A 21,035-nucleotide genomic window follows, 5' to 3' on the forward strand; every position below is an offset into this window, starting at 1 on the left:
GTCCCTCCGGTCAGGCGCGGCGGGCGTGGGAGGCGAGGCGGTCGGCGAACGCGACGACGAGGTCGCGCAGTTCGTCGGGGCGCTCGATGACGAACGGCCGGTCGAGTGCGGCCAGTACCGCGGGCAGCCAGTCGAGCCGCTCCGCCCGCAGCTCGACACGCATCCAGCGCTCACCCGCCCCCGCCACGGGATCGGCCACTCCGTCCTCGCCCGCCCGGTCACCGGTCGCCGTGGGCTCGGCCACTCCGCCTTCGGCCGACACGGGCCCGGTCTCCGCAGGCTCGATCTCTTCCAAGTTCGCCACGCTGGCGGGAAAGTGGGCGCGGATCTGCTCGGTCGTCCCCTGGATTCGCAGGGTCACCTCGTGGCGGTACTCGGCCGTGGCGAATCCCGACAGGAGACGCTGGGCCGGGCCGGGGCCCTCGGGTGCTTCGAAGGTGCCGGGCAGGGTCCGCGCGTCCGTGATGCGGTCGAGGCGCAGGGTCCGGTCCTCGCCGATGCCGGCGTCCTGGCCCGTGACGTACCACCGGCCCGCGTGAGCGACGATCCCGTACGCGTGCAGGGTGCGTTCGCTGCGCCGCCCCTCGCGGTCGGTGTAGCGGACCGAGACCGGCCGGCGGTGGCGCACCGCGTCGGCCAGGGTGAGCAGGACGCCTGCGTCCGGGGTGGCGGACGCGGCGGGCCGGTCCGTGAAGGCGAGCGCCTCCATGAGGGTGTCGAGCCGGCGGGCGAGGTGCCGGGGCAGCACCCGCCGGATCTTCGCCGACGCCGTCTCGCTCGCCGTGAGCTGCGCCGTCGTCAGCCCCGTCCGGCGGCCGGCGACCAGACCGAGGAGGACGGCCAGTGCCTCGTCGTCGCCGAGCATGAGCGGCGGCAGGCGGTACCCGGGGGCGAGGCGGTAGCCGCCGTAGCGGCCGCGCACCGACTCCACCGGCACGTCCAGGTCGGCCAGCTGCTCCACGTACCGCCGCACGGTGCGTCCCTGGACGCCGAGCCGGTCGGCCAGTTCGGCCACCGTCCGGGTGCCGCCCGACTGCAACAGCTCCAGGAGTGTCAGCACGCGGGCGGCGGGTCGGGGCATGGGCACCAACCTAACGCGAATACCGGACCGGTTCTGTCCCCTATTCGTCCTAGCCTGCGCAGTGCACGCTTCCAGAACGGCCAAGGAGTGATCCCCATGGACTTCGTCTCGATCCGCATCATCACCGGCGACGTGGCACGCCTCGTCGCGTTCTACGAGCGGGCCACGGGGGCCCGGGCGACGTGGGCGACCGAGGACTTCGCCGAACTCAGGACCGCGGGCGCCACCCTGGCGATCGCCGGCACCCGCACCGTCCCGCTGTTCGCCCCGGGCTCCGCCCGCCCGGCGGACAACCGCAGCGTGATCACCGAGTTCCTCGTCGACGACGTGGACCGCGTCCACCGGGACCTGTCCGGTTTCGTCACCGACTTCGTCGCCGGGCCCACGACGATGCCCTGGGGCAACCGGTCGCTGCTGTTCCGCGACCCCGACGGCAACCTCGTCAACTTTTTCACCCCCGTCACCCCGGCGGCCGTCGAGAAGTTCGCCCGCTGAGGGGAAGCCGGGGGGAAGGGGTCACTGCGGCTGGTTGCCGTGTTTGCGGGAGGGCTGGGCCACGTACTTGGTGCGCAGCACGTCGAGGGCGTCGATGAGTCGGGTCCGGGTCTCGGCGGGGTCGATGACGTCGTCGACCAGGCCGCGTTCGGCGGCGTAGTAGGGGTGCATGAGCTGTTCCCGGTACTCCTTGATGTGCTGGGCGCGGGCGGCCGCGGGGTCGTCCGCGGCGGCGATCTCGCGCCGGAAGACGACGCCCGCCGCGCCCTCGGCGCCCATGACCGCGATCTCGTTGCCGGGCCAGGCCAGGGACACGTCCGAGCCGATGGAGCGGGAGTCCATGACGATGTAGGCGCCGCCGTAGGCCTTGCGCAGGATCAGCTGGATGCGGGGGACGGTGGCGTTGCAGTAGGCGTAGAGGAGTTTCGCGCCGTGTCGGATGATGCCGCCGTGTTCCTGGCCGACGCCGGGCAGGAAGCCGGGCACGTCGACGAGGGTGACGAGCGGGATGTTGAAGGCGTCGCACAGCTGCACGAAGCGGGCCGCCTTCTCGCTGCCCTTGATGTCGAGGACCCCGGCGAGGGCGGCGGGCTGGTTGGCGACGATGCCGACCGCGTGGCCGTCCAGCCTCGCCAGCGCGCACACGACGTTGGGCGCCCAGGCCTCGTGCACCTCGAAGAAGTCGCCGGTGTCGACGAACTCCTCGATGACCGCGCGCATGTCGTAGGCGCGTTTCTCGTCGGCGGGCACCAGGTCGAGCAGGGCCGGGGTGAGCCGGTCGGGCCGGTCGGCGGCGGGCTCGGAGGGTGGCTGTTCGCGGTTGTTGGCGGGCAGGAAGGACAGCAGGTAGCGGACGTCGGCGAGGCAGCTCTCCTCGTCGTCGTAGGCGAAGTGGGCGACCCCGGACACGGTGGTGTGGGCGTCGGCGCCGCCGAGTTCGTCGTGGCTGATCTCCTCGCCGGTGACGGCCTGGACGACGTCGGGGCCGGTGATGAACATCTGCGAGGTGCCGCGCACCATGAACACGAAGTCGGTCAGGGCCGGGGAGTAGGCCGCGCCGCCGGCGCAGGGGCCCATCATCACGCTGATCTGCGGGATGACGCCGGAGTTGCGGACGTTGCGCTGGAAGATGCCGCCGTAGCCGGCGAGCGCGGTGACGCCTTCCTGTATGCGGGCTCCGGCGCCGTCGCACAGGCCCACGATCGGGGCGCCCGCGGTGGCGGCCATGTCCATGATCTTGTGGATCTTCTCGGCGTGCGCCTCGCCGAGGGAGCCGCCGAAGATACGGAAGTCGTGGGCGTAGGCGAAGACGGTGCGGCCGAAGACGCGGCCCCAGGCGGTGACGACACCGTCGGTCCAGGGGCGCCTGCCCTCCAGGCCGAAGCCGCTGGCCCGGTGTCTGCGCAGTCCTTCGACCTCGGTGAACCGGCCGTCGTCGAAGAGGAGTTGGAGGCGTTCGCGGGCGGTGAGCTTGCCCTTGGCGTGCTGCGCCTCGGTGGCCTTGTCGCTGGGGCCTCGGCGCATCTGTGCGCGTACGGCCTCGAGTTCGGCGACCGTGCCGCGTCGCTGCCCGACCGGTGTGTCGTCCAGGGCGGTCATGGGGGTCCCTTCCGGCCGTCGTGATCAGCCATCCGTCCGATGAGCCGGACGCCAGCTTCCGGCAGGCGACTTGAAGCCGGTTGGAGCGCCGGACGACGGCCGCCACAGACGCGCCGGGCGCTCCAGCGGCGCTCGAGGACGCGTCGAGTGCGGGGTGCGAGGCTCGGGCCCGTGAGCTCCGATGCGGACGGTCATGAGCCTTCTGGGAGCGCCGAAGGGCCTGCCGGTGCCCCCACTCATCCCCCGAGGGCGCCGGCGGGTCGGCGGTCCGTGCGCTGCCGGAGGGGGCCGCAGCATGGCGCGTCATGGCGCCATCAATGGCCCACAATGGCGCCATGTACATGCCATAGTGGAGCCACGTACACGGAGCGACGCCGGGCACGGCGTACGACACGAAGGAGCCCCCCACCATGTCTGTCACCCTCAGCGACCAGGACAAGCTCACCCTGCGGACCGCCGCCTACGGCGCCGTGACGCTGATGGCCGCGGCCGCCGGCGCCGACTCCCCGCACAAGGTGGCCACCCAGGGCAGCATCGCGCTGACCACCGGCACCGGCCTGGTCGGCCATGTGCTGGCGGAGAAGTCCTCCCCGGTCGGTGACCTGAGCGGCAAGTCCGCGGCCGAGATCGCCGACCGCGTCCTGCCCGCCCTGACCGCCGCCGTGCAGCTGCTGAAGAAGCAGGCCCCCGAGGAGGCCGACAACTTCCGCAGCACCGTCCTGGTCGCCGTCGAGGCGTCCGCGCGCAGCTCCAAGGGCGGCCCCGGCCCCACCCTCACCGCGACCGCCGGCAAGATCACCGCCGCCCTCGACGCCGCCTGACACCCACCCAGCACCGGGCCGGTCCAGACCCGCACCGGCCGATCCGGCCAGGTACCGGCCCGGTCCGACCAAACACCGGTCCAGCCCGGCGCCGGCCCGGTCCGGCCAGGCGCCGGTACGCCCGGCACCGCTCCTCCCGCTTCACGCCCTGGCTCCGCCGAAGACCTCTTCGGCGGAGCCAGGGCGTCCTCGCGTCCCGGGCCGGTCCCGCCACCTGGTGTCCCGCCGGCGGGACACCCCACGTGGACGGCCGGCGGGACGACGGCAAGCCCGACCGCCAACGGACGCCCACCGGTGCCCAGTTGTCTTGAACCGCTCCCCCGCGTGCGTGAGCGTGGAGAGCGGCCAATGCCGTGACAGGCGCAGCGGAAACGAGGGGGCACACGTGGGACACACCGGCACGGACACGGATGTGGTGATCGCGGGCGCCGGGCCCACGGGCCTGATGCTCGCCTGCGAACTGCGGCTGGCGGGCGCCGACGTGATCGTGGTCGAGCGGCTCGCCGAGCGCTCGGGCGAGTCACGGGCCGGCGGGATCCACTCGCGCACCCTGGAGGTGCTGGACCAGCGCGGCGTCCTGGAGCGCTTCCTGGACGAGGGACAGCTCCAGCCGGTGGGCCACTTCTCCGGCCTCTACCTCGACTTCGACGAGTCGGAGTCACGCCACCCCTACCCGCTGATGATCCTCCAGTCCGCCATCGAGCGGCTCCTGGAGGAATGGGCCGCCGAACTCGGCGTGCGGGTGCGCCGCGGCTGCGAGGTGAACGGGATCGACCAGGACGAGACCGGGGTGAGCGTCGAGGTCACCGGGGCGCGGGAGGCGTCCGCGACGCTGCGCGCCCGCTATCTGGTGGGCTGCGACGGCGGACGCAGCACGGTGCGCCGGCTGGCGGGCATCGGCTTCCCCGGCACCGAGGCGACGATGACGGCGCTGATCGGTGACGTCGAGCTCCCCGACCTGCCCGAGGACTACGTCTGGGTGCGGCGCACGCCCGCCGGCGACTACTCGGCGATCGCGTTCGAGCCGGGCTGGCACCGGGTGATCACCTCGGAGTTCGACCGGGTCGCGGACCGCGAGGAGAGCGTGACGTTCGAGCGGCTGCAGGAGTCCCTGGTACGGGTCGCGGGCACCGACTTCGGCATGCGCAACCCGCGGTGGGTCTCCCGGTTCAACGACGCGGCACGACAGGCCGACCGGTACCGCAAGGGGCGGGTGCTGCTCGCCGGGGACGCGGCGCACATCCACTTCCCGGCCGGCGGGCAGGGCCTGAACATGGGCGTGCAGGACGCGGTCAACCTCGGCTGGAAACTCGGCTCGGTGGTGGGCGGCCGGGCGCCGGAGAGCCTGCTGGACACCTACCACGCCGAGCGGCACCCGGTCGGGGAGCGGGTGCTGCACAACACCCGCGCGCAGTCGGCCCTGGTGCGTCCGGGACCGCAGACGGACGCGCTGCGCGAGGTGTTCGGCTCCCTGATGGTGTTCGACGAGGTCAACCAGTACCTGCGGCACCTGCTGACGGCGCTGGACATCCGCTACCCCGTGGACGGCGACCACCCGCTGACCGGGCGCCGGGTCCCGGACGCCGACCTCAAGGGCCCCGACGGCGTCACCCGGGTCCACGAACTGCTGCACTCCGCCCGGCCGGTGCTGCTCGACCTGACCGGCGGCGCGCAGACGGCGGCGGCCGCCGCGGGCTGGGCCGGCCGCGTCGACGTCGTCGAGGCGCGCAGCGAGGACGACACCTGGATCGTCCCGGCCCTCGGCGAGATCCCCGCGCCCGCCGCGCTGCTGATCCGCCCCGACGGCCATGTCGCCTGGGCGGCCGAGGACGGCGCCGCGCCCGACACCGGCGGCCTTCAGGCCGCCCTGGAGACCTGGTTCGGCCCGGCCCTCGCGGGCTGAGCGGCCCCCTGCCCGAAACGACCACCGGCCGGACCCCGTCAGCGGGCGGGACCGGCCGTGACCACCCCGACGAAGGGACGACTCACCGTGAACAGCACGTGGTTGCGACGCTTCACCACGACCGCGGCAAACGGGCCGCGGCTCGTGTGCTTCCCGCACGCGGGTGGCTCCGCGACGGCGTTCAAGGACCTGGCGCGCGCGCTGCACCCGGACATCGACGTGCTGTGCGTGCAGTACCCGGGGCGCCAGGACCGTTACCGCGAGGAGCCGTTCACCGATCTGGCCCCGCTCGCGGAGGCGGTGACCGAGGAGCTGGCCGGTGAACTGGCCGCGGACGGGCGGCCGTACGCCCTGTTCGGGCACAGCATGGGCTCGCTGGTGGCGTTCGAGACGGCCCGGCTGCTCGCCCGGCGTCAACTGCCCGCCCCGCAGCGGGTGTTCTTCTCCGGCCGGGGCGGCCCGGACCTGCGCGACAGCGCCTACGACCTGTACGACGACGCCGACATGCTGGCCGAGGTGCGGCGCCTGGGCGGCACCGACCAGTCGATGCTCGACGACCCCGACATCCTGGAGCTGGTGCTGCCGGCGCTGCGGGCCGACTACCGCATCCTGGGCACCTACCGCGCCGTGGCGGGCGTGCCGCTGACGGTCCCGGTGACCGCCCTGATCGGGGACAGCGACCCGATCGCGACGGTCGAGGACGCCCACACCTGGCGGGAGCACACCACCGGCGACTTCACGGTGAAGGTGTTCCCCGGCGGCCACTTCTACCTCTTCGACCAGCTCGACCGGGTCGCCGCCGCCGTCACCGAGGACCTGCTCACCAGCACCACCGTGTCCTGACCGGCGCCCGGCGGACGCCGGCGCACGAAGGAGGAGGGGCCCGGGGCCGGCCCGGGCCCCTCGCGGTGTCCGCGCGGGTGACCGGGGCGGCGGCCCAGGCACTGACGCGTTCATCAGGAGGGTCTGGAACCGCAGCCCCTGACAGTGCATCCTGGGCGTACCGGCCCTTCTCGCCCATACCGTCGGACCGGCCGGGAAGGGGGAACAGCGTGAACGCCGACGACCGTCCGGGACCGCGCCGATGGTCCACCTCATCGCCCGCGGAGTTCGACCGGCTGGCACGTGGGGTGCTGAGGGCCGCTCGTTACGCGGCCCGGGAGCTGCGGCGGGAGCCTGCGGACCCGATGCGGCGGACGCAGGCCCTCAACACCCTGGCCGAGCGAACGAAGGCGATGCTGCCCGATATGCCGGACCGCCCACCGCTGGGAGCGGCGGCGCAGGAGGGATTCGTCTGTACCTCTCTCGCTCTCGCCCTGCACGTACGAGCGCACAGCTGGGCAGAAGCCGACCTCGGCGCGTTCGGCGTGCCGGGCCGGGCCGATGTACCGCATCCCGGGGAGCGGCGGGCGGCCGACGCCTTCGACGTCCTGGGACGGTTGATGCTCCCGCACGCCTCTCCCGAGGGCTGGACCGCCACCCTCGTCACCGACCTGGCACGCGGCGACGAAACGCTGGAGGCCGCGGTCAAGCTGGGGAAGTACGTCCTGCACCCCACCGTCCTGGCCATCCTCGACGATGCGACCCGCGTCATCGGCGAAGCACTGCACGGCCTCAACATGCACGATCTGGAGGAGCTGGCCCAGTCGCTGTGGGCCTACGCCTGGGACCTGGATCCCGGGGCGGTCGGCGATGCCGATTGGGTGGAGAAGCTCCTCGGACTGCCGGCCCCGCTGGACGACGAGCCGCTCACCGTCCCGGCACCGCGGCTGGACAAGTTGCCTGCCGAGGACGAGCCGCAGGTACGGCAGCTCCAGGTCGTCGGCAGCGTCACCTACTCCCTCGATCAGCTCATGGCCCTCCAGGAGGCCGCGTCAGGTCGACCTGCGCAGACCGATCTGGACACCGACATCGCCAGTTTCGACGACCTGTTCTCCGTCTGACCGGGCGCTCTCAGGAGTCACCCGCACGGCAAAAACGCTGTCACGGTGGCCTTGATTATCCTGATGCGACATGGGGATTGGCCGCTGAAGCAACTTCAGTCGTATTTCGCCGGCCCGCGGACCGGCTCTCGCGCCGGATATGCACGAACATCCTCGGTCTCCGTCACCTCCGCGGCGACAGTCACCGCGGCCACCTATGGACTGAGCGACGCGACCGTGTGCTTTCGGTGGGGGTGTTCATGCTTCGATGCGCAGCCAGGTGTTGCCCGTGCGGAGCCAGAGGGACCCGTCGCGGCCTTGGCCGCAGTGCATGACGACGCGGCCGGGCACGCGGAGCCGGCGGCGGCTGGTCACAGCCCAGATAGTGCCGTCGAGTTCGGCACGTACGAGCTCGACGGAGCGCTTGTTGTGGTTTCGGCGGGTCAGTACCGCCCGGTTGCCGCGGACCGCGAATCCGTCCGGTCTGGGGACGGGGCTGGGGTAACTGACGACGTCGCCGGTGGAGGGGTCGATCCGGGTCAGGTAGGTGCGGCCGGCGGGGTACCAGACCAGCCAGACCTCGCCGTTGCCGGTCGCGGCGGTGCAGCCTTGCAGGGGGTGGTCGGGCAGCCGTCCGCCGGGCGCCCAGGTCGCTTGGCCCTGGCTGCTCCAGCCGGCGAGGCCTGCCGCCGACTCGGGATGGCTGCCGTAGATGCCTTCGTCGCCGTAGGCGGTCCAGATGCCTCCGTGGGCGTCGGTGACCAGGGCGGCGATGTCGTCACCGATGCAGAACTCGGCTTCGGGTGCTCCGGACGGGGAGAACAGGACGGTGTTGGGTTCCCAGAGCCCTTCGGGCCCGTTGGGGGAGGTTCGACCGCTCGCCAGCAGGAACCGGGCGTCCGGAAGCAGGGCCAGGTGACTCGGCTGCATCCGGATGTCCTTCACCACGATGCGCTGCTCATCGTGGCCCCTGACGGTGACCAGCTCACCGGTGAAAGGGACTTGGAGCCTCCATCCGATCCACCCCTTGGCGTGGCGGGTGTGTTGGAGGTGTCGCCGGTGGACGAGCAGGACCGCGAGCTCCCCGGCGGGTCCGGCGCTCCACCACAGGGCTCGGTGTCCTCGTACGGCATCGGCAGGGGGAAGCCGCCACATCTGGTGGATCGAGGTGTCGGAACGTGCGGTCATGGGGCGGAGGTTCATGGGTGGTCGCTTCTGGGACTCCGGGAGCCGAGCCGCCCGAAGAGCGACACCCTACCGGCCTCGCCGCTCCGCCGGGTGCACCGGTCGAGACCAGGATCGTGAGGGTGAGCGGGCCGCCTGAAATCGTTTCGGGGGGCTCAGCGGCCCTCTTCCGGTGCCGACCTGCGGTCGGAGAGGCGGTCCTGGTCGGTGGTCTCGCCGGTGCGGGCCTCGGTGCGGTGGCCGCGTGCCAGATAGTCCCGGACGATCAGCTCGACGGCGTCCTGCGGACTTCTGGTACCGGCCAGCAGCATGACCTCGATCGCCAGATCGCTGTCCAGGCTGATCGTCACCTTCGCCATGGCACCCCCGCCCCCTGAAGAACTCCCCGCGCAGCCTAGCGTCCGGCAGCGCCCGGAAGGCTGGAGAACGGGTTCAGGCGTACGTGTGGAAGCCCCGGCCGGTCTTCTTGCCCAGGAGGCCGGACTCGACCATGCGGAGCAGGAGGGACGGGGGTGCGTACAGGGGCTCCTTGTACTCCTCGTACATGGCCTGGGCGATGGAGACGGTGGTGTCCAGGCCGATGAGGTCGGCCAGGCGCAGGGGGCCCATCGGGTGGGCGCAGCCCTGTTCCATGCCCTGGTCGACGGTCTCGGCCGTCGCGAGGCCCGACTCGACCATGCGGATCGCGGACAGCAGGTAGGGGAAGAGCAGGGCGTTGACGAGGAAGCCGGCCCGGTCGGGGGAGGTGATCGGCTGCTTGCCCAGGGTGTCGCGGACGAAGAGCAGGGCCCGTTCGGTGACCGCGGCGTCCGTCAGGACGGAGGGGACGAGCTCGACGAGGGGCAGGGCGGGCACGGGGTTGAAGAAGTGGATGCCGAGGACCTGGCCGGGGCGCCGGGTGGCGGAGGCGAGGCGTGCGACGGGCAGGGAGGAGGTGTTGGTGGCCAGGATCGCGTCCGGGTCCTCGACGGTCTTGTCGAGGGTGGCGAACAGGTCCCGTTTGAGCTGCTCGTCCTCCTTGACGGCCTCGACGACCAGCTGGCGGTCCGCGAGGTCGGCGAGGTCGCGGGTGAAGGACACCCGGTCCAGGGCCGCGTCGCGTTCCCGCTCGGTCAGCCGGCCCTTGGCCACGCCCCGCTCCAGGGAGGCGGCGAGCCGCCGCGGCGCGGTGGTCAGGGAGGCCTCGGAGAACACCGCGACCTTCACGTCGAGACCGCGCTTGGCGCACAGTTCGGCGATGCCGGTGCCCATGATGCCGCTGCCGGCGACGCCGACCCGTTCGATGCCGGTCGTGGCGTTGTGTGCGGACGTGGTCATGCGGGGGTCCCCCAGTTCAGAAGTGTCGCTCCGATCGACATGCCGCCGCCGAATCCGGCGAGCAGGACCAGGTCGCCCTGCCGGAGCGCGCCGGTGCGGTTGGCCTCGTCGAGGGCGACCGGTACGGAGGCGCTGCCGACGTTGCCGTATCTGATGAGCGTGCGGTGGGTGTGGGCGGCGCCCAGGCCGGTGCGCTCGACGACCTCGCCGAGCATCACGCCGTTGGCCTGGTGCGGTACGAAGTGGTCGACCGCGCCGATGTCGACGCCGGCCCTGCGGGTGAGGGCCAGGAGTGCGGGCGGGACGTGCTCGGCGACGAAGTCCCGTACGCCGCGGCCGTCCATCTTGAAGTAGTGGCCGCCCTCGGCGACGGTGGCCGCGGAGGCGGGCCTGCGGCTGCCGCCGGCCTCGACGCGGATCAGGTGGTGGGCGTCGCCGCGGCTGGACAGGTCGGTGGCGATGATCCCGTACGGTTCGGGGACCGCGCCGACGACTGCGGCGCCGGCGCCGTCGGCGAACAGGATCGCGGTCCTGTGGTCGGTGAAGTCCAGGATCCGCGAGTAGACGTCCGCGCCGATCACCAGGACGCGGGCGGCGGGGTTCACGGTCACCAGGCTGTGGGCCAGCGCCAGGGCGTAGACGAAGCCGCTGCAGACGACGTTGATGTCGAGGCAGGCCGCCTTGTAGGCGCCGAGGCCGTGCTGGACGAGGTAGGAGGTGGGGGGCTGCGGGAAGTCGCCGGTGGACGTCGAGACGATGATGTGGTCGATCTGATCGGCTGTCAGTCCGGCCTGTTCCAGGGCGCGTTCGGCGGCCTTGACGGCGAGGTCGGAGGTGGCCTCGTGGTCGGCGGCGTAGCGCCGGGACCTGATCTGCGTCTTGCGTTCGATCCATTCCGCGCTGACGCCGACGCGTTCGGCGATCTCCTCGTTGCCGACCTCGTGCTTGGGCAGGTAGGAGCCGGTGGAGAGTATGCCGATCCCCATGTCAGGACACCTTCGCCGGGGCGGGTGCGCCGTGGTGGCGCAGTGGGTTGAGGCGGGCGGCGCCGAGCTTCTCGCGCAGGGCGGGGTCGGTGACGCCGAGGCCTTCCTCGGGGGCGAGGCAGAGCACGCCGACCTTTCCGATGTGCTGGTTGTTCTGGACCCGTCGTGCGGCCTCGCCGACGTCCTCGAGGGGGAAGACCTCGGACAGGACGGGCGAGAGGTGGCCGAGCCGGAACAGCCGGTTGCACTCGGCCTGTTCCTGGAGGTTGGCGGCGTGGCTGCCGATGACCCGTTTGAGGTTCATCCACAGGTAGCGGTTGTCGAAGTGGTGGTCGTAGCCGGTGCTGGAGCCGCAGGTGACGACGGTGCCGCCCTTGCGGACGACGAACACCGAGATCCCGAAGGTGGCCCGGCCGACGTAGTCGAAGACGACGTGGGGGTCCTCGCCGACCTGCCGGCGGATCTCCCGTCCCAGGCGTTTGCCGAGTTCGATGGTGCGTTCGGAGGTGGGCGCGTCGTCGCCGCCCATGCCGATGTCGTTGCGGTTGATGATCACGTCGCAGCCCAGGCGGCGCAGTGCCTCGGCCTTGCGCTCGGAGCCGACGACGCCGATGGGGATCCCGCCGGCGTTCTTGACCATCTGGACCGCGAACGCGCCGAGGCCGCCGGTGGCTCCCCAGATCAGGACGATGTCGCCCTGTTTGATCCGTGCGCCGTTGTCGCCGACGAGCATCCGGTAGGAGGTCGCCGCGGTCAGCAGCACCCCGGCCGACTCCTCCCAGGTCAAGTGGGCGGGTTTGGGCAGGAGTTGGCTGGCGCGGACCACCGCGTAGTGGGCGAGGGAGCCGAAGTTGGTCTCGTAGCCCCAGATCTTCTGCCCCTGGCCGAGCATGGCGTCGGCGTGGGTCGCCGGTTCCTGTTCGTCGACCTGGACGCAGCTGACGACGACGTGGTCGCCCGGCTTCCAGTGCCGTACGCCGGCGCCGGCGCGGACGACGACACCGGAGGCGTCCGAGCCGACCTGGTGGTGGGGCAGGTCGTGGCGGGCGGCCCAACCGCCCTGGCGGGCACCGCGCTTGAGGAACTCGAAGGTGGGGACCGGTTCGAAGGTCGCCGACCAGACGGTGTTGTAGTTGATGGAGCTCGCCATGACGGCGACGACCACCTCGTCCGGCGCGATATCCGGCATGGGGACCTGGCCGACGTGCAGCGACTTGCGGACGTCCTTGTCCGCCACGCCGTCGAACATGCCGAGGTCCGCGGCGAGCAGGTGCGCCGCCTCGTAGGTCGAGGGGAGTTCGTGCCGCCCGAGTTCCTCCGGGCCGGCCCCGGCCAGCAGGGCCTGTGTCAGAGAGTCCATGATTCTTTTCCTTCGCCTTCCGCCGTGCCGAACCGTGCTGAGCGGGCCGGGCCGAGCCCGGCGCCGGAAACCCCCGCACCGGAAACCCCGGCGTCAGAGGACCGCGCCCTCCTTCGTGCGCCTGCGCAGGCTCGGCCTGCTGGACCGGCCGAGGTCCTTCCACATGTCCGACAGGCCGATGACGGTCCGCGCGGCGAACAGACGGCGGATGGACACCTCCTGCTTCAGCTCCGCCCGGATCAGGCCGACCAGGCGGATCGCGCGCAGCGAGTTGCCGCCGAGGTCGAAGAAGTCCTCGTCGATGCCGACCCGGTCCACTTCGAGGACCTCGGCGAACGCCTGGGCGAGGATCCGTTCGGTGTCGTTGCGCGGGGCGCGGTAGGTGTCCGGCTCGGTGACGGGCTCGGGCAGGGCCGCCCGGTCGACCCGGCCGGCCGCCGTCACCGGCAGCCGCTCCAGGACCGTGAACAGGGCCGGGACCACGGACTCCGGGAGCCGTCCCGCGGCGAACCGGCGCAGTTCGTCGACCGGGACCGCCCGGCCCTCCACGGGGACGACGTAGGCCACCGGGCGCTGCTGCCCGGTGTCGTCGGGCCTGACGGCGACGACCGCGCCGGCGAGGGCGGGATGCTCGCACAGCACCTCCTCGACCTCGGCCGGATCGACGGCGGCACCGCGTACGTCGGCCTGGGTGCCGGCGTCGGCCACGTGCTCGATCCACCCGTCGGCGCCCCAGCGCACCCGGTCGCCGGTGCGGTACATGCGGGTGCCGGGCGGGCCGAAGGGACAGGGCACGAAGCGTTCGGCCGTCGGTGCGGGCCGCCGCAGGTATCCGCGTGCCAGGCCGGGCCCGGCCACGTACAGCTCGCCGGTGACGCTGGCGGGGACGGGGGCCAGGCCCGGGCCCAGGACGTAGAGGCGGGTGTTGTCCGCCGGGCGGCCGAGGGTGCCCGCGCGGTGCTGCGGCGCGTGCGCGGCCAGGTGGCCGGCCACGGCGAACAGGCCGGCCTCCGCGGGTCCGTGGCCGGTCACGACCGTCAGCTCGGGGCAGGCCTCGCGGACGCGGCGCAGCGCGACCGCGGGCACGCGGTCGCCGCCGGTGAGGACCTGGCGCAGTCCGGCCAGGGCGGCGGGGCGCCGGGCGGCGATCGCGGTGAACAGGGCGGCGGGCAGCCACACGGCGGTGAGGTCGTGTGCGGTACGGGCCCGGGTCAGTGCGTCGGCGTCGAGTTCGCCGGGCGGGGCGACGACCACACGGCCGCCGTTGAGCAGGGGCGCCCACAGTTCGAGGGCGAGTGTGTCGGAGGCGGCCGGGGTGTGCCACAGCACGGCGCCGCGGGCGGCGTCGCGCCAGGTGCGGTCCAGGGCGAGCCGGGCCAGGTCGCGGTGCGTGACGCCGACCGCGGCCACGGCACCGGCCGCCGGTGAGGCGGGCGCCAGGGCCAGGAGGTTGTCCGGGTGCGGATACGTGTGCGGGGCGCCCGGGGTGAGGTCGCCGGGGGCCGCGGGGGCGGGGGTCGCGGCGGCCTCGGCGGAGGCGCGGGTCGCGGGGACCTCAGCGGAGGCGGTGCCGTCGGTGCTCGCGGCGGACTCGGTGCTGTCGGCGGCGGTCGCGCCAGCCCCGGTTACGGCCGCGGTCGCGGTGCCGTCTGCGGCGGTCGCGCCAGCACCGGTTACGGCCGCGGTCGCGGTGCCGTCTATGGCGGTCGCGCCAGCCCCCGTTACGGCCCCGGTCGCAGTGCCGGCTGCGGCAGTCGCGCCAGCACCGGTTACGGCCCCGGTCGCGGTGCCGTCGGCGCCTGTCGGGGCCGTTTCAGTGGTGTCGTCGCCGGTGGTCGCGGTGTGGTCGGTGAGGACGAGGGCCGGGGTGCGGAGGCCCGTGGAGAGCGTCCGGGCGGTCGCCGCGTCGGTGAGCAGCACGTGCGCGGCGGCGTCGCCGGCCGCGCGTTCGACCTGTGCCGCGGGCAGCGCCGGGTCGAGGGGCAGGTGGGCCCCGCCCGCCTTCGCCGTGGCCAGCAGGGCGACGGCCAGGTCCGGTGACCGCTCCAGTGCCACCGCCACGACCGTGTCGGGGCCGACGCCCCGGCCGCGCAGGACCTCGGCCAGGCGGCCGGAGCGCTCGTCCAGGTCCCGGTAGGTCAGGGTGAGGCCGCCGGACTGGAGCGCGACGGCGTCGGGCGTCGACTGCACCTGCCGGGCGAAGAGTTGAGGAACCGTCAGGGAGGTGAGCGGGGTGTCGGTGCCGTTCGGTGCCGTCAGCACCCGCTCCCGCCCGGCGCCGGTGAGCGTGTCCGCGGCGCCGGCCGGCAGTTCGCCGTCGGCCACCACGGCCCGGATGTGGGCGGTCAACTCCTCGCCGATGAAGCGGAGTTCGGCACGGTCGTAGAGGCTTGCGGGGGCGTCGAGGCGGATGAACAGGTCGCTGTCGGCGCTGCCGTCGGTGTAGACGCCGATCGACAGTTCGCCGAAGGAGCCGGTGGTGCCGCCGAGGTAGCGCGCCGGCAGGTCGCCGAAGCGGAGCTGCTCGACGAACTCGACGACGTTCATCACGGCGCCGAAGCTGCCGCGGTCGCTCAGGGCGGCTCCGCTCGCGCGCTGGATGTCGGAGTAGTGGCAGGCGGTGTGGCCGGAGATCTCGTACGTCTCGTCGACGATCGCGTCGGCCAGGTCGGTGAAGGTGGCGTCCAGCGGGACCTTCACCCGCACGGGGACGACGTTCACCGCGAGGCCGGGTGTCCTGCTCGCGACGCCGGACCGGTTGCCGACGGCGAGGGAGAGCAGGAACTCGGGGCGGTCGCAGCGGTGGCGGACGTACACGGCCGCGGCGGCGGTCAGCATCGTGGACGTCCACACGCCCATGGCCTTGGCCGCCTCGGTCCAGGTGTCGGCCTCGGCGCGCGGGACGGTCAGGGTGCGGCTGACCATGCCGATGGGTTCGGTCAGTTCGCCCCAGCGGTCGGCGCTGCTCAGCGGTGCGGCGAGTGCGGCGCGCTCGGTGTCGCCGAGGGCGACGCGCGGGATCCGGGCGGGGGCGGGGGCGTCGGCGAGGTAGTCGCGCCAGAAGCCGGTGTCCTCGGTGAACCGCGGGGAGGCGAGGTAGTCGGCGGCCTCAGCGGTGAACGACTCGGCGTCCCACGGGTGCGGCGGCGCGGGGACCTCCTGGCCCCGTACCAGCGCGGTGTAGACCTCGGCGAGCCGCTGGGAGAGCAGGCCGCCGGTGCCGAAGCCGTCCGAGACGAGGTGGTGGTAGGCGATCACCACCAGGGAGCGGTCCGGTGCGAGGGTGATCACGCCCATCCGGAACAGCAGGTCGGCCCCGAGGTCGAAGGGCTTGCGGATCAGGTCGGCCAGCGCCTCGCGCGCCGCCTGCTCGGGGTCGGCGGCGGCGGACAGGTCGAGGTGGAAGGGCCGCCAGTCCCCCAGTTCGCGCGGGGTCAGGCGCAGCCCGTCGCCGGTGTCGGCGAAGGTGACGCGCAGGACCTCGGCCTCGGCCAGCACGTGCAGGAACGCGGATTCCATGACGGCCGCGTCGAGTTCACCGTCCACGTCCCACATGGTCAGTGCATGGTTCAGCGTGTCGGCAGACATTTCCTCCGCCAGCCACAGTCCTTTATGCGCGGACGAAGCAGCGAATGCACGCACACGGATCAACCCCTTGGAGAACAGGTCCGGGAACAGGTCCGGGAATCGGAGGAATCGGCGGATCACCTCACCTTCACGGAAGGTGAATCGGCAGGTCAAGACAAGTCGGTACGGGGGCGGGACAAGCCGCTTTCCGGCTTGCGGTGTCCCGCCGGCGGGACATTTTCGGAAAGGGAGCGGCCGGCCGGGTCGCCCGGCGGTTCAGCGTGTCGCGGGCTTGGCCAGGGAGGACACGATGTGCCGGGCGATGAGCCGCGGTGAGGGGTGGCGCAGCACCACGTTCGGGCGCAGCTTCAGGCCGGTCGAGGCGGTCAGGCGTTTGCTGAGGTCGGCCGACAGCATCGAGTCGAAGCCGATCTTCGTGAACTCGCCGTCGGGGTCGATGGACTGGCCGGAGGGGTGCCCCAGCACGACGGCGACCCGTTCCAGGACGTGGTCCAGGACGAGGGCCTGGGCGTCGTCGGGGACCAGGGCCACGATCCGCTGCGGCAGCGGAACGGCCTGGTCGTCGGCCGGCGGCGGCGGTTCCTGGACGGAGGTGTCGGCCGCCACGGCCGCGGTGGGCGCCGAGCTGAGCCAGTACCGCTGCCGCTGGAAGGCGTAGGTCGGCAGGTCGACGCGCCGGCGTGTGGTGAACAGGGCGTCCCAGTCGACGCTCCCGCCCCGGACGTGGAGTGCGGCCAGCGAGGAGAGGACGGCCTCGACCTCGCCCCGGCCGCGCCGCGACGAGGACAGCACCAGCGCGTCGTCCAGGTCCTCGGTCATCTCCTGCACGGGGACGGTCAGCACGGGGTGCGGGCTCATCTCGACGAACACCCGGAACCCGTCCGCGGCCAGCTGCCGCACCGAGGATTCGAAGCGGACCTTCTCGCGCAGGTTCTCGTACCAATAGTCGGCGTCCAGCCGCGCGGTGTCGATGATTTCGCCGTACAGGGTCGAATAGAAAGGAAGTTCCGAGGATTTCGGTTCCACGTCGGACAGCGCGTCGATCACCGTGTCCCGTACGCGGGTCACTTGATGGGAATGCGAGGCGTAGTCGACTTTGATGCGCTGGGCCTGGGCGCCGTCGGCCTTCATCTTCTCGATGAATTCGTCGAGCGCGTCGGGTTCCCCGGACACGACCACCGAGCGGGGTCCGTTGACGACGGCGACGCTGATCCGTTCGCTCCACGGCTCCAGGTGGCGCTGCACCACCGCTTCGGACTCGGCGACGAACGCCATCCCGCCGTGTCCGATCAGCTCCACCAGGGCCTTGCTGCGCAGTGCCACGATCTTGGTGGCGTCGCGCAGGGACAGGGCGCCGCACACGTGGGCGGCGGCGATCTCGCCCTGGCTGTGGCCGATCACCGCGGACGGTTTCACGCCCCAGGACCGCCACAGGGCGGCCATGGACACCATCACGGAGAAGAGGGCCGGCTGGACCACGTCGACCCGGTCCAGGGTCGGTGCGCCGTCGGCTCCGCGGATCACGTCGAGCAGGGACCAGTCGGTCCATTCGGCCAGGGCGTCCGCGCACGCGTCGATGCTCCGCGCGAAGGCGGGGAAGGCCGCATAGAGTTCGCGGCCCATGCCGACCCACTGGGAGCCCTGTCCGGGGAACATGAGGGCGACGCCGCCGAGTTCACCGGCGGTGGCGTCGACCACCGCGGAGGACTCGATGCCCTCGCTCAACGCCGTGAGCGCGCCCAGGAGTTCGTCCTTGGTGCGGCCGAGGACCACCGCGCGGTGCTCGAAGCGGGAGCGGTGCGCCAGCAGTGACCAGCCGGTCGCGGCGAGGTCGAGGCCGGTGTCGGCGGCGGCGAAGTCGCGGAGTTTGGCGGCCTGTTGGCGCAGGGCCTTGGCGGTCCTGCCCGACACCGTCCACGGCACCAGGCCGCCGACGACACCCGCGTCCGGGGCGTCCTCGTCCGCCCGCCGGCCCGCCGGTTCCTGTGTCCCGTCCTGCGGGGCTTCTTCCAGGACGACGTGTGCGTTGGTGCCGCTGACGCCGAACGAGGACACCCCGGCCCGCCGGGGGCCGCCGGTACGGGGCCAGGGGCGGCCCTCGGCCAGGACCCGGACCGCGCCCGCGGTCCAGTCGACGTGGTGCGAGGGCTCCTTCACGTGCAGGGTCTTGGGCAGGTGGCCGTGGCGCATGGCCATCACGGTCTTGATGACCCCGCCGACGCCGGCGGCGGCCTGGGCGTGTCCGAGGTTCGACTTCAGGGAGCCCAGCCACAGCGGCCGGTCCGCGTTGCGGTCCTGGCCGTAGGTGGCCAGCAGTGCGCCGGCCTCGATGGGATCGCCGAGGACGGTGCCGGTGCCGTGGGCCTCGACCAGGTCGACCTCGGCGGGGGTGACGCCCGCGCCGGCCAGGGCCTTGCGGATCACCTTCTCCTGGGCGCGGCCGTTGGGGGCGGTGAGCCCGTTGCTGGCTCCGTCCTGGTTGACCGCGGTGCCGCGGACGACGGCGAGCACCGGGTGGTTGTTGCGCCGGGCGTCGGAGAGGCGCTCCAGGAGGAGCACGCCCACGCCCTCGGCCCAGCCGGTGCCGTCGGCGCCGTCGGCGAAGGCCTTGCAGCGGCCGTCGGGCGAGAGGGCGGCCTGCCGGGAGAACTCCACGAACATCGCGGGCGTGGCCATCACCAGTGCCCCGCCGGCCAGGGCCAGGGAGCACTCCCCCGAGCGCAGGGACTGCACCGCCAGGTGGAGGGCGACCAGGGACGAGGAGCAGGCGGTGTCCACCGACACGGCGGGTCCGGTCAGGCCCAGTTCGTAGGCGACGCGGCCGGAGGCGACGCTCAGGGCGCTGCCGTAGAGCAGGTAGCCCTCCAGCTCCTTCTGGCCGCCTTCCAGGAAGCGCCAGCCGTACTCGGAGGAGCTGACCCCGGAGAAGACGCCGACCTCGGAGCCGCGGACCTCTGCGGGGACGATCCCGGCGCGTTCGAAGGCCTCCCAGGAGGTCTCCAGGAGCAGGCGGTGGTGCGGGTCGACGGCGAGGGCCTCGCGGGGGCTGGTGCCGAAGAAGTCGGCGTCCCAGCCGGCGACGTCGGCCAGGAAGCCGCCCTGGCGGGTGTAGGCGTGGCCGGTGGCGTCGGGGTCGGGGTCGTAGACGTCGCGCCAGCCGCGGTCGTCGGGGAAGTCGGCGATGACGTCGCGGCCCTCGCGGACCACGTCCCACAGTTCCTCGGGGGTCGTCACGCCTCCCGGGTAGCGGCAGGCCATGGCCACGACGGCGATCGGCTCGCCGCGGCCGGTCTTGAGGGCGTCGTTCTCCTGCCGGAGGCGGTCGCGTTCCTCCAGGAGTGTGCGCAGCGCCCGCTGGACCCGGTCCGCGCCGTCCGCCGTGCGTTCCGCGGAATTGGTCATCAGATCGTCCCTTCGGGGATACTCCGGCCTCTCGGCCGGGAAGACAAAGCTCCAGCGGAGCAGGACAGGGAAGCGCACATCGGAGCCAGGGCGTTTCGACGGCCAGCCGTCGACTGAAACCCCTCACAGGCAGGAGAGTTGATAGCGTGTGAGGGGTGACCCAGCAGGTCAGGCGGGCTTTCAAATACCGCTTCTACCCCACGGCCGAGCAGGCGGCTGAGTTGTCGCGGACGTTCGGTTGCGTCCGCCTGGTGTACAACCGGGCGTTGGAGGAGCGCACCCGAGCCTGGAACAGCGAGCAGCGCCGGATCTCCTTCGCACAGTCCTCTGCTGCTCTGACGCGGTGGAAGCGGACCGAGGAGCTGGCCTTCCTGGCCGAGGTGTCCTCTGTCCCGCTGCAGCAGGCCCTGAGACATCTGCAGACGGCGTTCAACAATTTCTTTGCTAAGCGGACGGGATACCCGCGCTACAAGTCGCGGAAGAGGTCCCGGGTTTCGGCCTCGTACACCCGCAGCGCTTTCACATGGCGCGAGGGGACACTGACGCTGGCCAAGACGGCCGGACCTCTGGACATCCACTGGTCGCGTCCCCTGCCTCCAGGAGCGGAGCCGACGACGGTGACCGTGTCCCGTGACAGCGCGGGCCGCTGGTTCGTCTCCCTGCTGTGCCAGGACGCCATCGCCCCGGCACCCGCCACGACGACGGCTGTCGGCATCGACGCAGGGATCTCCGACCTGGTGACCCTGTCCACTGGGGAGAAAATCGCCAACCCCAGGCACGAGCGCCGTGACCGCGCCCGGCTGGCACGTGCGCAGCGGGAGCTGTCGCGGAAGGCCAAGGACTCGAACAATCGGGCCAAGGCCCGGGCAGGAGTCGCCCGCGTCCACGCCCGGATCGCCGACCGACGCCGGGACTTCCTGCACAAGCTGTCGACTCGTCTCGTCCGTGAGAACCAAACGGTCGTGATCGAGGACCTCGCCGTCCGCAACCTGCTGAAGAACGGCCGTCTCGCGCGCGCCATTGCGGATGCTTCGTGGACGGAACTCCGCTCCATGCTGGAGTACAAGTGCGCCTGGTACGGACGCGAACTCGTGGTGATCGACCGCTGGTTCCCGTCGAGCAGGCTGTGCGGTGGCTGCGGCACGGTCCGCGGAAAGCTGTCGCTGAACGTCCGCACGTGGACATGCGCCACCTGTGGGTCCGTGCACGACCGCGACGTGAACGCGGCACGCAACATCTTGGCCGCCGGGCTGGCGGCGTCTGCCTGTGGAGACGGTGTAAGACCTCAACGGGAATCCTCCCGGACGGGGCGGTCGTCGGTGAAGCAGGAAACCCAGCGGGCGACCGCTGGAATCCCCCGCTCGTAGGTGGAGGAC

At 72.3% G+C, this 21,035-nt stretch carries 15 protein-coding genes; 6 read left to right on the plus strand and 9 right to left on the minus strand.

What is annotated here, in order from left to right:
• Positions 1-10: 10 nt before the first annotated feature.
• Entirely contained in the window at positions 11-1,081 is a 1,071-nt protein-coding gene (locus ACFWI4_RS31760; RefSeq protein WP_387203293.1) for a helix-turn-helix transcriptional regulator, read from the minus strand.
• Positions 1,082-1,177: 96 nt separating this feature from the next.
• Between ACFWI4_RS31760 and ACFWI4_RS31765 the strand changes: the two genes are divergently transcribed.
• Positions 1,178-1,576 carry a VOC family protein gene (locus tag ACFWI4_RS31765; protein WP_387203296.1) on the plus strand — a complete coding sequence of 133 codons (399 nt, stop codon included), beginning with the start codon at positions 1,178-1,180 and terminating at the stop codon, positions 1,574-1,576.
• 21 nt (positions 1,577-1,597) lie between these two features.
• Here the strand turns inward: ACFWI4_RS31765 and ACFWI4_RS31770 are convergent, their stop codons facing one another.
• A complete protein-coding gene (locus ACFWI4_RS31770) occupies positions 1,598-3,175 on the minus strand; it encodes an acyl-CoA carboxylase subunit beta (RefSeq protein ID WP_387203299.1) in 1,578 nt (525 codons plus the stop codon).
• A 410-nt stretch (positions 3,176-3,585) separates the two neighbouring features.
• On the opposite strand from ACFWI4_RS31770, the gene ACFWI4_RS31775 reads away from it, so the two are divergent.
• The 4 genes from ACFWI4_RS31775 (at position 3,586) to ACFWI4_RS31790 (ending at position 7,842) form a co-directional block, all read left to right on the plus strand.
• Positions 3,586-3,996, plus strand: coding sequence for a hypothetical protein (locus tag ACFWI4_RS31775; RefSeq protein ID WP_385392321.1), 411 nt, complete (start codon positions 3,586-3,588; stop codon positions 3,994-3,996).
• A gap of 385 nt (positions 3,997-4,381) precedes the next feature.
• Entirely contained in the window at positions 4,382-5,899 is a 1,518-nt protein-coding gene (locus ACFWI4_RS31780) for an FAD-dependent monooxygenase (RefSeq protein WP_387203302.1), read from the plus strand.
• Positions 5,900-5,986: 87 nt separating this feature from the next.
• The gene (locus ACFWI4_RS31785; protein WP_387203305.1) at positions 5,987-6,742 is read left to right on the plus strand and encodes a thioesterase II family protein; all 756 of its coding nucleotides are present in this window, start codon (positions 5,987-5,989) and stop codon (positions 6,740-6,742) included.
• A 209-nt stretch (positions 6,743-6,951) separates the two neighbouring features.
• Entirely contained in the window at positions 6,952-7,842 is an 891-nt protein-coding gene (locus ACFWI4_RS31790) for a hypothetical protein (protein WP_387203308.1), read from the plus strand.
• A 237-nt stretch (positions 7,843-8,079) separates the two neighbouring features.
• Here the strand turns inward: ACFWI4_RS31790 and ACFWI4_RS31795 are convergent, their stop codons facing one another.
• The 7 genes from ACFWI4_RS31795 to ACFWI4_RS31825 all read right to left on the minus strand — a co-directional run bounded on the left by ACFWI4_RS31795 (position 8,080) and on the right by ACFWI4_RS31825 (position 19,659).
• Positions 8,080-9,009 (minus strand): hypothetical protein, encoded by a 930-nt coding sequence (locus tag ACFWI4_RS31795; protein ID WP_387203311.1) that lies wholly within the window; start codon positions 9,007-9,009, stop codon positions 8,080-8,082.
• Positions 9,010-9,161: 152 nt separating this feature from the next.
• Positions 9,162-9,365: a hypothetical protein gene (locus ACFWI4_RS31800; RefSeq protein ID WP_339134638.1), complete on the minus strand. Its 204-nt coding sequence runs from the start codon at positions 9,363-9,365 to the stop codon at positions 9,162-9,164.
• A 73-nt stretch (positions 9,366-9,438) separates the two neighbouring features.
• Positions 9,439-10,323, minus strand: a complete 885-nt coding sequence (locus ACFWI4_RS31805) for a 3-hydroxybutyryl-CoA dehydrogenase (RefSeq protein WP_387203314.1) — start codon at positions 10,321-10,323, stop codon at positions 9,439-9,441.
• The gene (locus tag ACFWI4_RS31810) at positions 10,320-11,309 is read right to left on the minus strand and encodes a 3-oxoacyl-ACP synthase III family protein (RefSeq protein ID WP_387203317.1); all 990 of its coding nucleotides are present in this window, start codon (positions 11,307-11,309) and stop codon (positions 10,320-10,322) included. Before ACFWI4_RS31810 ends, ACFWI4_RS31805 begins: the two co-directional genes overlap by 4 nt.
• 1 nt (position 11,310) lies before the next feature.
• Complete coding sequence (gene ccrA / locus ACFWI4_RS31815) at positions 11,311-12,669, minus strand: crotonyl-CoA carboxylase/reductase (RefSeq protein ID WP_387203320.1); 1,359 nt, start codon at positions 12,667-12,669, stop codon at positions 11,311-11,313.
• A gap of 93 nt (positions 12,670-12,762) precedes the next feature.
• Complete coding sequence (locus tag ACFWI4_RS31820) at positions 12,763-16,377, minus strand: AMP-binding protein (protein WP_387203342.1); 3,615 nt, start codon at positions 16,375-16,377, stop codon at positions 12,763-12,765.
• Between the two features lie 135 nt (positions 16,378-16,512).
• Positions 16,513-19,659 carry a type I polyketide synthase gene (locus tag ACFWI4_RS31825; protein ID WP_387203323.1) on the minus strand — a complete coding sequence of 1,049 codons (3,147 nt, stop codon included), beginning with the start codon at positions 19,657-19,659 and terminating at the stop codon, positions 16,513-16,515.
• Positions 19,660-19,814: 155 nt separating this feature from the next.
• On the opposite strand from ACFWI4_RS31825, the gene ACFWI4_RS31830 reads away from it, so the two are divergent.
• Positions 19,815-21,026 carry an RNA-guided endonuclease InsQ/TnpB family protein gene (locus tag ACFWI4_RS31830; protein ID WP_387203326.1) on the plus strand — a complete coding sequence of 404 codons (1,212 nt, stop codon included), beginning with the start codon at positions 19,815-19,817 and terminating at the stop codon, positions 21,024-21,026.
• The last annotated feature ends 9 nt before the right edge of the window (positions 21,027-21,035 follow it).

The organism is Streptomyces sp. NPDC127038 (assembly GCF_042725875.1).
Lineage (GTDB): Bacteria > Actinomycetota > Actinomycetes > Streptomycetales > Streptomycetaceae > Streptomyces.

Excerpts from the sequence above, each read along its gene's own strand:
- ACFWI4_RS31760 (WP_387203293.1), bottom strand. The coding sequence starts at position 1,081 with ATGCCCCGACCCGCCGCCCGCGTGCTGACACTCCTGGAGCTGTTGCAG.
- ccrA (WP_387203320.1), bottom strand. The coding sequence starts at position 12,669 with ATGGACTCTCTGACACAGGCCCTGCTGGCCGGGGCCGGCCCGGAGGAA.
- ACFWI4_RS31770 (WP_387203299.1), bottom strand. The coding sequence starts at position 3,175 with ATGACCGCCCTGGACGACACACCGGTCGGGCAGCGACGCGGCACGGTC.
- ACFWI4_RS31795 (WP_387203311.1), bottom strand. The coding sequence starts at position 9,009 with ATGACCGCACGTTCCGACACCTCGATCCACCAGATGTGGCGGCTTCCC.
- ACFWI4_RS31775 (WP_385392321.1), top strand. The coding sequence starts at position 3,586 with ATGTCTGTCACCCTCAGCGACCAGGACAAGCTCACCCTGCGGACCGCC.
- ACFWI4_RS31765 (WP_387203296.1), top strand. The coding sequence starts at position 1,178 with ATGGACTTCGTCTCGATCCGCATCATCACCGGCGACGTGGCACGCCTC.
- ACFWI4_RS31800 (WP_339134638.1), bottom strand. The coding sequence starts at position 9,365 with ATGGCGAAGGTGACGATCAGCCTGGACAGCGATCTGGCGATCGAGGTC.
- ACFWI4_RS31810 (WP_387203317.1), bottom strand. The coding sequence starts at position 11,309 with ATGGGGATCGGCATACTCTCCACCGGCTCCTACCTGCCCAAGCACGAG.
- ACFWI4_RS31825 (WP_387203323.1), bottom strand. The coding sequence starts at position 19,659 with ATGACCAATTCCGCGGAACGCACGGCGGACGGCGCGGACCGGGTCCAG.
- ACFWI4_RS31805 (WP_387203314.1), bottom strand. The coding sequence starts at position 10,323 with ATGACCACGTCCGCACACAACGCCACGACCGGCATCGAACGGGTCGGC.